Annotated in this window: 16 protein-coding genes; 12 read left to right on the top strand and 4 right to left on the bottom strand. The window is 63.3% G+C overall.

Annotated elements, in window-relative coordinates:
* The first annotated feature begins 100 nt into the window (after nucleotides 1-100).
* The 5 genes from B5527_RS38655 to B5527_RS38635 all read left to right on the top strand — a co-directional run bounded on the left by B5527_RS38655 (nucleotide 101) and on the right by B5527_RS38635 (nucleotide 2,830).
* The gene (locus B5527_RS38655) at nucleotides 101-430 is read left to right on the top strand and encodes an ArsR/SmtB family transcription factor (protein WP_079606165.1); all 330 of its coding nucleotides are present in this window, start codon (nucleotides 101-103) and stop codon (nucleotides 428-430) included.
* Nucleotides 427-885, top strand: a complete 459-nt coding sequence (locus tag B5527_RS38650) for an SRPBCC family protein (RefSeq protein ID WP_079606164.1) — start codon at nucleotides 427-429, stop codon at nucleotides 883-885. The genes B5527_RS38655 and B5527_RS38650 overlap by 4 nt, the downstream gene beginning before the upstream one ends.
* A gap of 31 nt (nucleotides 886-916) precedes the next feature.
* Complete coding sequence (locus B5527_RS38645; protein ID WP_079606163.1) at nucleotides 917-1,567, top strand: glutathione S-transferase family protein; 651 nt, start codon at nucleotides 917-919, stop codon at nucleotides 1,565-1,567.
* A gap of 70 nt (nucleotides 1,568-1,637) precedes the next feature.
* Complete coding sequence (locus B5527_RS38640) at nucleotides 1,638-1,958, top strand: monooxygenase (RefSeq protein ID WP_079606162.1); 321 nt, start codon at nucleotides 1,638-1,640, stop codon at nucleotides 1,956-1,958.
* Between the two features lie 68 nt (nucleotides 1,959-2,026).
* Nucleotides 2,027-2,830 (top strand): enoyl-CoA hydratase-related protein, encoded by an 804-nt coding sequence (locus B5527_RS38635; RefSeq protein ID WP_079606161.1) that lies wholly within the window; start codon nucleotides 2,027-2,029, stop codon nucleotides 2,828-2,830.
* A gap of 83 nt (nucleotides 2,831-2,913) precedes the next feature.
* Here B5527_RS38635 and B5527_RS38630 read toward each other — a convergent pair whose 3' ends face one another.
* The 4 genes from B5527_RS38630 to B5527_RS38615 all read right to left on the bottom strand — a co-directional run bounded on the left by B5527_RS38630 (nucleotide 2,914) and on the right by B5527_RS38615 (nucleotide 7,618).
* Nucleotides 2,914-3,888 carry a 2-dehydropantoate 2-reductase gene (locus B5527_RS38630; protein ID WP_079606160.1) on the bottom strand — a complete coding sequence of 325 codons (975 nt, stop codon included), beginning with the start codon at nucleotides 3,886-3,888 and terminating at the stop codon, nucleotides 2,914-2,916.
* A 126-nt stretch (nucleotides 3,889-4,014) separates the two neighbouring features.
* The gene (locus B5527_RS38625; protein WP_079606159.1) at nucleotides 4,015-4,494 is read right to left on the bottom strand and encodes a GlcG/HbpS family heme-binding protein; all 480 of its coding nucleotides are present in this window, start codon (nucleotides 4,492-4,494) and stop codon (nucleotides 4,015-4,017) included.
* A gap of 55 nt (nucleotides 4,495-4,549) precedes the next feature.
* Nucleotides 4,550-6,046, bottom strand: coding sequence for an aldehyde dehydrogenase family protein (locus tag B5527_RS38620; protein ID WP_079606158.1), 1,497 nt, complete (start codon nucleotides 6,044-6,046; stop codon nucleotides 4,550-4,552).
* A gap of 18 nt (nucleotides 6,047-6,064) precedes the next feature.
* Entirely contained in the window at nucleotides 6,065-7,618 is a 1,554-nt protein-coding gene (locus B5527_RS38615) for a hypothetical protein (RefSeq protein ID WP_079606157.1), read from the bottom strand.
* A gap of 224 nt (nucleotides 7,619-7,842) precedes the next feature.
* On the opposite strand from B5527_RS38615, the gene B5527_RS38610 reads away from it, so the two are divergent.
* From B5527_RS38610 to B5527_RS38580, 7 genes are all read left to right on the top strand, one after another.
* On the top strand, nucleotides 7,843-8,613 hold the full coding sequence (locus tag B5527_RS38610) for a TenA family transcriptional regulator (RefSeq protein ID WP_079606156.1): 771 nt from the start codon (nucleotides 7,843-7,845) through the stop codon (nucleotides 8,611-8,613).
* Nucleotides 8,614-8,618: 5 nt separating this feature from the next.
* Entirely contained in the window at nucleotides 8,619-8,945 is a 327-nt protein-coding gene (locus B5527_RS38605) for a 2Fe-2S iron-sulfur cluster-binding protein (RefSeq protein ID WP_079606155.1), read from the top strand.
* A 57-nt stretch (nucleotides 8,946-9,002) separates the two neighbouring features.
* Entirely contained in the window at nucleotides 9,003-9,311 is a 309-nt protein-coding gene (locus B5527_RS38600) for a ferredoxin (protein WP_079607831.1), read from the top strand.
* A gap of 15 nt (nucleotides 9,312-9,326) precedes the next feature.
* Complete coding sequence (locus B5527_RS38595; protein WP_079606153.1) at nucleotides 9,327-9,695, top strand: 2Fe-2S iron-sulfur cluster-binding protein; 369 nt, start codon at nucleotides 9,327-9,329, stop codon at nucleotides 9,693-9,695.
* A 177-nt stretch (nucleotides 9,696-9,872) separates the two neighbouring features.
* Nucleotides 9,873-10,754 (top strand): GntR family transcriptional regulator, encoded by an 882-nt coding sequence (locus B5527_RS38590; protein ID WP_079606152.1) that lies wholly within the window; start codon nucleotides 9,873-9,875, stop codon nucleotides 10,752-10,754.
* Between the two features lie 193 nt (nucleotides 10,755-10,947).
* Entirely contained in the window at nucleotides 10,948-12,312 is a 1,365-nt protein-coding gene (locus B5527_RS38585; RefSeq protein WP_079606151.1) for an FAD-dependent oxidoreductase, read from the top strand.
* Nucleotides 12,313-12,526: 214 nt separating this feature from the next.
* Entirely contained in the window at nucleotides 12,527-13,495 is a 969-nt protein-coding gene (locus tag B5527_RS38580; protein WP_154072952.1) for an ABC transporter substrate-binding protein, read from the top strand.
* The last annotated feature ends 48 nt before the right edge of the window (nucleotides 13,496-13,543 follow it).

The following is a 13,543-nucleotide window of genomic DNA, read 5'->3' as shown; positions in this document are numbered from 1 at the left end:
GCTGAGTTGCGGGACCGCACAAATGTTCAAGCGATGGTGACGCGGTGGGAACGTACTTTGCACTTGACTTAACTGATAAGTGAATTAACGTACTCGTGAAATGATTACCCTGGACCGCACTTTTTCAGCCCTCGCAGACCCCACTCGTCGGGCTATTCTCGCCCGCCTCGCGCAGGGGGAAGCAACCGTCGGGCAACTCGCAGAACCGTTCGATATCTCGCCGCCCGCAATCTCGCGGCATCTGAAGGTGCTGGAGGAAGCCTCGCTCATCTCGAATGAGCGGCAAGGCAAGCATCGCCGGTGCCGCCTCAATCCCGAAGCGCTCGCCAGCGCGGGGGAGTGGATTGATTTTCACCGCCGCTTCTGGAGCGGAAGCTTCGACCGCCTCGACGCCCACTTGAAAAAGCCAGCAAAGGGAAAAAAGCCATGACCGTGACGGCGGAAGATACGGTGCTGCAGATTACGCGCATCTTCGACGCGCCGCCGGCGCGCGTCTTCGACGCCTGGCTGACCGGGGAGGAATGGCAGGCCTGGATCGGACCCGAAGGCGCGCATTGCGAGCTTCCGCTGTTCGAGCCCCGCGTCGGCGGCCGCTATCGCATGATCATGCGCATGTCCGGCGGACGCGTGATCCCCGTGGCCGGCGTCTTCAAGATGATTGAGGCGCCCAGGAGTTTCGCCTTCACCTGGGGCTGGGAAGGTGATGAGGAGCGGCAGTCGCTCATCACCATTACGCTCAATGATCTCGGCGGAAAGACCGAGCTGACCCTGCGTCAGGAGGGCCTTGGCACGGTTGAAAACCGCGACGCGCACGGGACGGGCTGGAACAGCGCACTGAACAAGCTGGCCGGCCATCTCGCGGCTGGTGACCCCAGTCACGGATAGGCCAGCAAGGATCCAAGCGAGGGATAACAAGATGACCATGATCAAGGTGAGCGCATTTCGCTGGGTGCCGCCGTTCGCGCAAGGCCTCGTTCGCGACCTCCGAGTTCGCTGGGCGCTGGAAGAAGCGGGCCTCCCTTATGAGGAGCGTCTGATCGGACCTGCGGATCAAAAATCGGACGGCTACCGGGCCCTGCAGCCGTTCGGCCAGGTCCCCAGTTACGAGGAGAACGGCCTCGAGTTGTTCGAGTCCGGGGCGATCGTGCTGCACATCGCCGAGCGGGCGGAGTCGCTGATGCCCCCCGATCCGGTCGCGCGCGCACGAACCAAGACCTGGATGTTCGCAGCGCTGAATACCGTCGAGCCGCCGATCGTTTTCCTCAATGCGGTCAGCGGGACGCCCGACGCCGAACAGTCACCTCTAAAGCAGGGCGTCGTCGGTTTGGTTGAACAGAGGTTGGATAGCCTTTGCAGCCAATTGAGCGGACGAGACTATCTCGAACATCGCTTCACCGCCGCGGACTTGCTCATGACCTCGGTCCTGCGGATCCTGCGGACCACCACAATGGTAACGGACCGCCCGGTGCTCGAGTTCTACCGCCTTCGGTGCGAAGATCGCCCCGCCTTCAAAAAGGCGCTCGACGCCCAGATGTCGCGCTTCGCCGAGAATGCACCGCCCGGCTGACGGGATGACAGCCATAGCGCAGAGAGTTATAATATCAGCGACCATCAAAGCGAGGGCCGGGATCTTGCCGATGATTACCGCCATTGTCCGTTTCAAGCTGCCCGCAACCTTCGATGCCGCGAAGGCGGCTGAGGTGTTCCAGCTCTCGGCGCCGAGATACCAGGGCCTCGCCGGCCTTATTCGCAAATATTACCTGTACGACGCCGAAGGCCGCACCGGCGGAGGCTGCTATCTGTGGCAGAGCCGCGAGGCCGCCGAGCGCGTCTACACTGCCGAATGGCGCCAGATGATCACCGAGCGTTACGGCGCCGCGCCCGAGATCAGCTATTTCGAGACGCCCGTCATTGTCGACAACACGCTCGGCAAGACGATCCTCGACGCGGCGGAGTAACCGCGCCGCCTTTTGAGGCGATGCCTCAAGCCGTTTTCACGCGGCGCCGCTCAACGAAGGGATCGCCGATGCCTGCCAATCCGGTTTTGTGGGACCTCGATGAACGCGGGGTTGCGACGGTCACGTTGAACCGTCCGGAGGTCAACAATGCCTATGATGCCGGACTCATTGGTGGCGTGCTCTCGGCGATGGACGAACTGAGCAGGAAACCTCTTCTTCGCGTCGTTGTCCTGAAAGGCAATGGCAGGCATTTTCAGGCCGGCGCCGACCTGAAGTGGATCAATGCCGTGAGGCCGCAATCGCCTGACGAGAATGAGACGGTGTCGCGAGCCACCTTCGAAGCCGTGCAGCGGTTGAACAGGCTGCCGATCCCGACCGTGGCGCTAGTTCAAGGCGGCTGCTTCGGCGGCGGCACCGGCGTGATTGCCGCCTGCGACGTCGTCATCGCGGCCGACAATGCGGTGTTCTCGATCGCCGAAGTGCGATGGGGGCTGACCGCCGCGATCATCATCCCGCAATTGTGCGATGCCATCGGCGTCCGGCAGGTCCGCCGCTATGCGCTGACCGGAGAACGCTTCGGCGCGCAGGACGCGCGCCGCATCGGGCTCGTGCACGAGGTGGTGCCGCTGGCCGATCTGGAAACATCAGGCGCAAAAGTGGTCGAGCAATTGCTGGCCAACGCGCCGGATGCGTTGGCCGAAACCAAGACGCTGGCGATGGAAAGCTCGTTTGGCGGCATGAGCTCGGACGACGAGGCCTATGCGCGCCTGGTCCGCATGCATGCGGCCAAGCGCCAGACGAGGGAAGCCTCGGAAGGCCTCGCCTCGTTCGCCGAAAAACGCGCGGCCGACTGGACGGCGGCCAAGACCTGACGCTGGCGCAGCCGCTACTCCGCCAAGCCGTCCCCGCATGGAGCATGCGATCTACATCATCCCCGCGAAGCGCGGGATGACGCTCAACCCTGGTACAGCCCTTTGTCGCGCGCCTGGCGGATGGCGAGGCCCGCCAGCATGTCGAGCATCGGCGTCGACAGGCCCGCCGCCCTGGCAAAGGCTGCCGGCGCCCGCACCAGCGCGTCGATTTCCATCGCCCGGCCGAGTTCGTAGTCCTGCAGGATCGAAGGCTTGTGCTCGGGCGCGGCCCCGGTGCGGGTGACGCGCTTGACGCCCGGATAGCAAATTTGCCCGACAGAATGCGCCTCATCGAGCAGCCGCGGCACGATATCGCGCAAGGCAGGATCCTCCCTGACGCCCCTGGCGGTCTGTCCGGTCAACAGGCACAGCACCGACATCGACATGTTGGTCAGCAGCTTGGACCAGATCGTCTCCCTGATCCGCGAGACCAAGGGCGAGTCGATGGACGCCTCGACGAGCGTGCCGCGCAGCCGCTCGATCCGCTCGCTGGCACGGTCATCGCATTCGCCGACCAGCAGCATGTTCCGGTCGGGTGATAAATTCGCGACAATTCCCGGCGCTGCGATCTCGTTCGACGAAAAGATCACGCCGCCGATGATGCGTTCTTTGGCCACGGCCGCGCGCAGCCGGCCGCCGGGATCCAGAAACGCAAGATCCGGCGGCGGCGAATGATCGGGGGCAAGCCCGATGTCGTACCACCAGGGAATGCCGTTCTGGGCAAACACCACAGCCGTGTCGTCGCGCAGCAGCGGCCGCAGGCCGGTGGCGAGGCTGCTCATCCCGGTCGCTTTCAGCGTGCTGATGACGAGATCCTGCGGACCCAGCGCCGCCGGATCGTCCGATGCCTTCACCCGCGTGCGGAATTCGGCGTCCCCAACGCGAAGCACCAGGCCTTTCGCCTTCACCACCTCGAGATGCGGTCCGCGCATCACGCAAGCGACGTCATGTCCGGCCAGCGCGAGCCGCACCGCAAGATGGCTGCCGACGGCGCCTGCGCCGAAAATGCAGATACGCATGGAGATGGTGTCCTGTTAGTAGGGCGACGCGACTGGGGGCTAGTTTCCACAGGCTAGCCCCGCCGCGAAACCGGTGATGCGATCGGCGGCGGCCCGTCCGCTGCGAAGCGGACGGCCGACCTTGCATCACATCTTGATGTCGGCCCGGACCAGAACGCGATGGTTGTTCGGCGCCAGCCATTCCTGCAGCGCCTGCAGGGCCGCGACACCGCAGGCGGTATCTTGTTCGCCGTTGCCGCCGCTGAGGCCGATGCCGCCGACGACCTCATCGTCCACCACGATGGGAAAGCCGCCGACGAATACAGCGAACCGGCCCTCGAAACTCCACTGAATGCCGAACGCTTCATTGCCCGGAAGCGCGGGGCCGTTCGGCGTCTGGTTGAACAAGTGGGTCGAACGCTTGTGTCCGGCCGCGGTAAAGGCCTTGTTCCAGGCGATCTGGGGTCCGGTCACCCTGGCGCGGTCCATGCGTTCAAGCACGAGCGGATAGCCGCCCTCGTCGGCGACGCAGATAGTCTCCAGCACGCCGATCTCGCTGGATTTACGGATGGCGGCGGCGACCATGTGGCGTGCTTCCTCTAGTTCCAATTTGAATGAAGGTCTCATTGGTTGCCTCGGCAGTTCGAATTGCGGATGGGGTGATGGTTGGCGCGACCTGGATTCAGCAGCCGCGATAGATCGTCTTGATTTGGGTGTAGAATTCAAGCGCTCCGCGACCGGATTCCCGGAACGTCGAGGTACTGGAGCGCTTGAGGCCGCCGAACGGCGCATTGATCAGATTTCCCGTTGTCGTGCGGTTGATCTTGACGGTTCCCGCTTCGATATCGTTGGCGAAGTCGTGGATATAGCGCGGATTGCGCGTCGCGATCGCCGCGGAGAGGCCGTATTCGGTATCGTTGGCCTTTGCGATCGCGTCGACGTAGCTCGTGACCTCCATGATGCCGATCACCGGTCCAAAGATTTCCTCGCGGGCGATCCGCATGTCCAGCGTCACATCGGTGAAAATGGCGGGCGACACGTAATAGCCGCTGATGTAGCCGGGGCCGGTCAGGCGCTCGCCGCCGCACAGCAACGTCGCCTCGCGCTTGCCGATCTCGATATAACGCAGCACCGTTTCGAGTTGCCGCGGCGTCGCCAGCGGGCCGATATCGTTTCCTGCGACCATGCCGCTGCCGACCTTCAGCGCCTTTACCTTGCTCACGAGCTTTTCGGTAAACGCCGCCTTGACCTGCTTCATCACCAGCACGCGGCTGGTGCCGGTGCAGGCCTGGCCGCTCAACGAAAGGCCGCCCTTGACGGTCAGATCGACGGCCTTGTCGAGATCGGCGTCCTCCATCACGATCAGCGGATTCTTGCCGCCGAGCTCCATCTGCGTGCGGGTGGTAAACGCGACGGAGCGATGAATCGCCTCGCCGGCGGCGGTCGAGCCGGTAAAGGAGATCGCGCGCACCACGGGCGGTACGGTAATGGCCGGACCGACCTCGGAAGCGCGTCCGACGATGAAATTCAGGACTCCGTTCGGGACGCCTGCGGCGACGAAAGCTTCCACGAGCCGATAGCCGCTCAGCGGCGCGTCCGACGATGGCTTGAACACCACGGTGTTTCCGGCGATCAGCGCCGGCGCGATCTTTCGCGCCGGGATCGACACCGGAAAATTCCATGGCGTGATCACCGAGACGACGCCGAGCGGCTCGCGCTGCGTATAGACGATCATGTCGGGATCGTCGTTGGGGAAGGTCTCGCCCGCGAACGACTGGCCCTCGACCGCGTAGAATCGCAGCGTCTGCGCCGAGCGCAGGATCTCGTCCTTGCTCAGATTGAGCGCCTTGCCCATCTCCCGCGTCAGTTCCGCGGCGAAGCGATCGACGTTGGCCTCGAGATAGTCCGCGGCGCGGTTGAGAATCTTCGCCCGTGCCGAGATCGGCGTCTTCTTCCAGCTCGCGAAGGCCGAGGATGCGGCGCGGACCGCCGCTTCGGCATCCGCCGCCGAGGACGCCGGAAAGCGGCCGACAACGTCGTTGGTATCGGCCGGGTTGATGACATCGAACTGCTCGCCGGTCTGGCTCGCCGACCATTTGCCGTCGATATGGTTCTTGAACTCTTCGATTTGGGTACGCGCTGTGCGGGTGTACGCCAACGGCGTCGCGGTATCGGACATGGACGATTTAGCCTTTCTCTAGCTCCAGAACAGGACGGCGCAGATGGTCGACACAAACAGGCCGGTTAACACGGGCAGCAACAGGGCGCGGACCGTGTCGAGTACCGACACCCGAGCGAAGCCGGCCACGGCGATCAGCGACGACCATGCGATCAGGGTGCCGCCGCCGGTCCACACCGCGCCCATCTGCCCGACGGCGCACAGGGTGGTGACGTCGAGCCCGACCGTTGGTCCAAGGGCGCCCGCCAGCGAACCGGTAAGCGGCAGGCCGGCAAAGCCGGAGCCGTCGACGCCGGTGATCATGCCGACCACCAAAACGCCGAACGCCACCAGCACGTGATTGTGCGGGATCCATGCTTCGGCGGTCTGGATCAAGTTGAACAACAGCGGCGGCGCTTCGCCGACCGGGACATTGAGCACGCCGGCAGCGAGATCGCCGCCCGCGCCCATGAAGAAGAAGCCGGCGATCGGCAGCACCGACCCCATCGCCTTGAACGCGAACACGAAGCCGTCGGTGATATGGTCGGCGCAGACGTCGAGGCTCTTGCGCGCGCCTTCCGCGGCGAGCGTCGCCAGGATCATCAGCGCCGCGCCCATGCCGCCGACCAGAGCGGCGGCGTCGCCGCCCTTGAGTTCCGGCAAACCGCGGACTCCCAGTTTGGGCAGCACCATCACGGCGATCACGGCGGCGAAGCCGAGCGGCGTCAGGATGGCGAACAGCTTCGACCAGCCGGCACGGCGCTTGTCGCTGAGCGGCCGTTCGGTCCTGATCGCGGCATCGACGGCGAGCGGCTCTTCATAGCTGCCGCCGGTGCTGCGCGCGATCTCGGCCTTGTCGAAGGTGCCGACTGCCTCCATGCGGTCGAGTTCGCCGGTGCTCGATTGCTTCTGCCAGCGCACCAGCAGCAATTCGCTGGCAGGCTGGATCAGCTTTCGGATCGAGAAATAGGCGATCACCAGAGCGACGCCGCCGGTGATAAGCGACAAGGACAAAGCGCGGTCTGCCACCGCGGCGGCGCTGACCGCGGCGCCGGCGGCCTTGGCGCTGATGCCGGGAGCAACGCCGATCACGTAATCGGACGATAATGCCATGCCCTGACCGGCGATCGCGATCGCCATTGCGCTGGCAAGCGGCGGCAGCCCGGCGACTATCGCCGCAGGCAACAGCACCGCGGATACCAGCGGAACGGCGGGCGTTGGCCAGAAGAACAGCGAAATGACATAGGTCACGGCGGAAAGAACGAAGAAGGCGATGTGGCCGTTCGTCATCACCGCCCGGAAGGGCTGCACCATGAGAACGTCGGAGCGCAGCGACTTCAGCGCGTTCAGCAGCGAGGTAATCAGCGCGATCACCAGGAAGATGTTGAACAGCTCCTTGGCCGCGACAAAACTGGCATTGAAGATGCTCCCGAGAGCACTCACCGGGCTGTGCGTCCAAACCAGCGCAACGGCGAAGGTGGCGACGATGGAAGGCACCACCACGTTGGCGCGCAGTACCATCGTGAGCACTACGGCCATCACACCTGCGAGATAGACCCAATGCGCTGCGGTAATCGTGACTTGCTGACCCATTTTCCCCCCTGTGGACCAATGCCATGCCCGGCAGCCGCAAGATTGTATACAGTATCCGCCAGTGCAAGCGATAAATTGAGATTGCGCCAAATATGGGCGTTTGCCTGGAAAGTTGCGGGCAAAGTAGGCAATCGCTAGGTTGACAGATTTTGTATAGTGTATACAATTTTGGGCAGAGAATCCGTAACTGGTTCTGTTCCCGTCCAACCTCAAGGAGCACAACGATGCCTGAACTGATGAACCATGTGGAGTTCCGCAGCGCCCTCGAAAACGCCATCAAGGGCAAGAGCGCCAACAAGGCGCCGTTCAGCATCGCATGGGCCAGCGGCAAACTGAGCCGCGCGCACCTCGCCAGCTGGGCGGAAAATCATTTCCATTATGTCGGGCCGTTCGCGGACTATCTGGCCTATATTTATGCTCGGATGCCCGAGCGTTACACCGAGGCCAAGGACTTCCTGCTCGCCAACATGTACGAGGAAGAGATCGGCGGCGACCGCCATACCGATCTCTTGATCCGCTTCGCCGAAGCCTGTGGCACGACCCGCGAGCGCGTTATCGATCCCGACAACATGACTGCCACCACGCGCGGCCTGCAGAGCTGGTGCTATGCGGTGGCGATGCGCGAAGATCCGATTGTCGCCGTCGCAGCCCTCGTGGTCGGCCTGGAGTCCCAGGTGCCGTCAATCTATCGCAAGCAGACCCCGACGCTGCGCGAGAAGTACAAATTCAGCGACGAGGAAGTCGAGTTCTTCGATCTCCACATCGTTTCCGACGAGATCCACGGCGAGCGTGGCTATCAGATCGTTCTTGAGCACGCCAACACCGTCGAGCTGCAGCAGCGCTGCCTGAAAATCTGCGAAATCGGAGCGCAGATGCGGCTGTTGTACACCACCGCGCTGTATTGGGACTACGTCGCCAAGGACATTCCGATCAGCGAGATCGAGAACGCCGAGCCCAAGGTGCAGCACGGCGAGCGGCAATTGCTGCGGGCCTGATTCGGGTGCCCAAGGTCACCTTTCATCGCGACGGCCACGCCTACCATGGCGAGGTCGCGGAGAACACCAATCTCGTCGTGCGGGCGGGTATCAAGCAGTTTCCCTATCCCCATCTGCGATATGGATGCGGGATGGGCAAGTGCGGGAAATGCGCCTGCCGGGTTCTCCGGGGGGCCGAGCAATTGCCCGAGCCGAACTGGAAGGAAAAGAAGCGGCTAGGGCCCGGGCTGGACGCGGGCTACCGCCTGATTTGTCAACTCTGGCTCAGCCACGACATCGAACTTGAGCAAGACCAGATCCCGGTCGAACCGCTGGCGCCCGCGGCTTTGTAAATTTTTCGCCGCGGCGAAATGGTCCGGCGCGTTGCCAATGACGATAAGGAATTTGCCATGTATGTCATCCTGACCAGCAAGCCCGGACAGTTCCGGACCGAGACCGTCAATGGCCTGCGGCCTCTCGAGGCCTACGACTATGTGTTCTACGGGCAGACCAAAGCGCATTTCGTGATCGCCGAACTGCTTGAAGAGCGCACCCGGATCCGCGTCATCGAAGACGACACCGCCATCGTCAACGACGTGCCCTCAAAATTCCTGGAAAAATTCGAGACGACCGAACAGGCGCTGAGGGAACTCCGGCACCTGACCAGCTTCGGCCATATGGACACCGAGTTGCGCCAGACGGCGTTGCCTGCAAGCTGAATAGCCGGTCACGAGATGATCCAAGTCACGTTCCTGACGAACAGCGGCAAAGTGGCGAGCGCGCCGGAGAACAGCAATCTGCTGCGGGTTTCGTTGCGCGAGCAGGGCGGAATTCCATTCAAGTGCGGCGGCGGAATCTGCGGCACCTGCAAATGCAGGATCGAGCAAGGCCTGGAGCACACCGACGCCATCAAGCCCAAAGAGCGCAAGCATCTGACCGAAGAGCAATTCAAGGCGGGCTACCGCATGGCCTGCCAGACCTTCCTCAACGGCGACGTCAGTGTATCCTGGGTGCCGATGGCGGAGCGTCGTGCGCCAGCCCCGCGCGCCGAGCCGGACGCCGCGGCGGTCATGCCCTTGTCCGACGGACCGGTGCAAGAGTGACCCGAAACGGCCACCACGAACTCCGGCAAGCGTACGCAGTAACGGGATGGCATATGGCGCGGATTGCAGTAGACTGGCGTCAGGCAGCCGCTTCGCAGTCAGCATCAGGCGAACAATAGCCTGGCGGAGGCGTCATTGCATTTGCCGGGCGGCATTGATTTTGGGATGGGCTAAGGAATGACGCTCACGGCCGTCACAAGCAAGCGTCGACTCGGCGAGGAGCATTCTCCGCTTCGCGACCAGGTGGTCACGGAGCTCCGCCAAGCCATCTTGTCCGGACGACTGAAGCCAGGCGAACGTCTGGTCGAGGGTCGGCTTGCCGACGAACTGGGTGTCTCCCGCAATCCGGTGCGCGAGGCGATCCGTGCGCTCGCCTCCGAGGGTCTGATCGAGGTCACCGCGCGGCGCGGTGCGGCGGTCGCGACGATGACCGAGCAGGAAGCGCGCGAGACCATCGAGTTGCGGGCCCTGCTCGAGGGACAGAACGCCCGGCTCGCGGCGCGCCGGCACGACCAGCAGATCATCAAGCGCATCGAGGCGGTCCTGAACAAGGGCAGCGCGGCAGTCGCGGCCAAGCGATTCGAGCAGCTGTTCGATCTCAACCTGCTTTTCCACCGGGAACTCGCCGCGGCCGGACAAAATACCGTCCTGGGGGAACTGCTGCAGAAGCTGAGAGAACGAACGTCGATGCTGTTCTCGCCGATGGATCCCGGCCGCCAGGCTCGCTCCTGGGAGGAGCACGCAGCGATCTTGCGCGCGATCATCGACGGCGATGAACGCAGGGCCGCCACCCTCGCAGCCGAGCATGTGATGCGTGCGGGGATGGATTTTCTGGTCGGACTCAACGCCGGCGGGGAGGCCCCGCTGTTTCTCCTGGCTGACCAGAATAACAAGCGTCGCGAAAGTCCTTCCGAGTCGGGTTCGGGGCTGCGCCGGCCGTCTCAGCGGAATGTTTCGCCCGCGAATAAAAAACCGCCGTCAGGAGGCGCGCCTCAGCCGTCGAGCCGCAAACGCAGTTCCGGCAGCCGGCCAAAGCCAAAGGCGACCGCATCACCGTGATCACGTTGTCTTCGGACGCGCGCTACGCGGCCGAAGAAACTGGCAAAGATCAAACACTCGATTTGATCGCGTTGTCTCCGATGAAGGCGGTGGGATTGACGATTCGGGGCATCCCCGGGGCTAATCCCTTGACGAGATGGCTGAAACGCCTCACCCGTGGGCATGATGTTCACTCAGCATCGGGAATCCCACATTGCCCACCAAAACCATCGAAGAGCCCGCGCGGCAGGTGCCGCTGTACGGCGAGTATGAAGTCGTCGTCCTCGGCGGCGGACCCGCCGGCATTGCCGCAGCTGTGGCTGCTGCGCGCGCGGGCCGCCGCACGCTGCTGATCGAGCGCTACGGCTTTCTCGGCGGTATGGGCACGGCTGCGGGCGTCACCAATTTCTGCGGGCTGCATGCCAACGTCTATGGCGAGATGCATCGGGTGGTGCAGGGCATCGCGTCCGACCTGCTCGGGCGCATCGATCGTCTCGGTGGCCTCAACGCGCCGCATCTGATCCTGGGGAAAATCCTGGCGCAAGCCTACGACACCGCGGCCTACAAGATCGCGGCCGACGATCTGCTGCTGAGCCACAAGGTCGACATTCTCTTTCATGCGCTCGGCGCCGGCGTGGTCATGCATGACGACAGGCGCATCAACGCGCTGATGGTCGAGACCAAGGCCGGCCGCCAGGCGGTGCGCGCCGACATCTTCATCGATTGCTCCGGCGACGGCGATCTCGCCGCGTGGGCGGGCGCGCGTTACGAGGTCGGCGATAGCAACGGCAGCATGCTCTACCCCTCGATGATGTTTCGTCTCAACGGTATCGATCCCGAAAAAGCCGGCGACGCCTGGCGCACGATCCCGGCGCTGATGGAGCAAGCCGAAGCCGCCGGCACGCATCATTTTCCGCGCAAGGCCGCGATCGTGCGGCCGCAGCGCTCGCAAATCGAATGGCGGGTGAATTTTACGCAGCTGGCGCGCGAGGATGGTAGCGCGATCAACGGGCTTGAACCCGATGATCTCACGCGCGGCGAGATCGAAGGCCGCCGTCAGGCCCTCAACGCCTTCGATTTCCTGCGCACGGTGCCGGGATTCGAAAAATCCTACATCGTCGATCTGCCGCCGCAACTCGGCATCCGCGAAACCCGGCGCGTGGTTGGCGGCTATATGCTCTCTGGCGATGACGTGCTCGGCTGCGCCGCGTTCGACGATTCGATCGGCGTCAACGGCTGGCCGATGGAATCCCATGTCGCCGGCGATGTGATCTTCAAGTTTCCGCCGATCCCGGAGTCGCGCGGGTTCAACGAACTGCCGTACCGCATGTTGACGCCTGAAGGCATCGACAATTTGCTGGTGGCCGGCCGCTGTGCCTCGATGACCCATGACGGCCAGTCGGCGGCGCGCGTCTCCGGCGCCTGTTTTGTCATGGGCGAGGCGGCGGGAACGGCTGCCGCGTTGGCGCTGGGCGGCAATACCAATCCGCGCGACATTGATGTCGGCAAACTACAGGGTCAGTTGAGACAGCAGGGGGCGTTTCTCGGGCGGGATCAGGCCGTGCCGGTCGGGCTGTAAAGTTCTATTTGATGAAGCCAAAATCGCTCCGCTTGCTCGTTGCGACCTCCTCTCCCGCAAGGGGAGAGGGGGCTCACTGCCGTGCGGAGACATCGAGCCAGTGCTTCAAAGTGAATAAGACAGAGCAATAAGAGATGGAGGAAACTGCATGACGTTGTGCTATCGCATCATTATGGCGCGGCCTGAATTTTTGCGGTTATTGTTCGCGGCCCTGATGACGCTGTCGGTGACCGGAGCTGTCCGAGCCGAGGAACCCCTCAAGGCCAAAGTCGGCGTATTGCGACTGTCGTCGTCCGCGCCGGTGTTCATCGCGCAGGACAAGGGCTATTTCCGCGACGCCGGGCTCGATGTCGAACTGAAATTCTTCGATGCCGCGCAGCCGATCGCGGTGGCGACCACGTCGGGCGATATCGATTTCGGCATCACGGCGTTCACCGCCGGGCTCTACAACCTCGCCGGCAAGGGCACGCTGAAGGTGATCGGCGGCATGAGCCGCGAAAAGGCCGGCTATCCCCTGATCGGCTATTTCGCCAGCAACAACGCCTACGCCGCCGGCCTCAAGACACCCAGGGATCTCGCCGGCAAGCGGATCGCGGTGACGCAGGTCGGTTCCAGCTTTCACTATTCGCTCGGCCTGCTCGCCGACAAATATGGGCTCAAACTGAGCGACATGAAGGTGCTGCCGATGCAGTCGCTGTCGAACGCGGCCGCCGCGCTGAAAGGCGAAACCGTCGATGCCGCGTTATTGCCGGCCTCGACCGCGCGCAAGCTGATGGACGATGGCGGGGCGAAGCTGCTGGGCTGGGTCGGCGACGAGACGCCGTGGCAACTGGGCGCGGTGTTCGCTTCGCCGAAAACATTGGCCGACAAGCCGCTGGTGACCAGGCTTTTGAGCGCGCTTGCCCGCGCCGACCGGGAATACCATGACGTGATCCTGGCCGCCGTCGTCGACGGCAAGGCGCCGATCAACGAAGCGACAAAGCCGCTGCTGGAGATCATCGCCAAATACACTAATCTGCCGGTCGAGCAGGTGGTCGGCAACTGCGCCTATATCGACCCCGACGGCAAGCTCGATGTGAAGAATGTCGCCAACCAGATCGATTGGCTGCAGCAGCAGGGTTTTGTCGACAAGGGCTTCACCGCCGATGCCATCATCGCGAAGGACTATGTGAAGCCGGATTGATGTTGATGCTAATGAAGCCGTCATTCCGGGGCGATGCGAAGCATCGAA

The organism is Bradyrhizobium erythrophlei (genome assembly GCF_900129425.1).
Classification (GTDB): Bacteria; Pseudomonadota; Alphaproteobacteria; order Rhizobiales; family Xanthobacteraceae; genus Bradyrhizobium; species Bradyrhizobium erythrophlei_C.
Note: the sequence above shows the minus strand (reverse complement) of the source record. Positions and strands in the feature narration are given on the sequence as shown.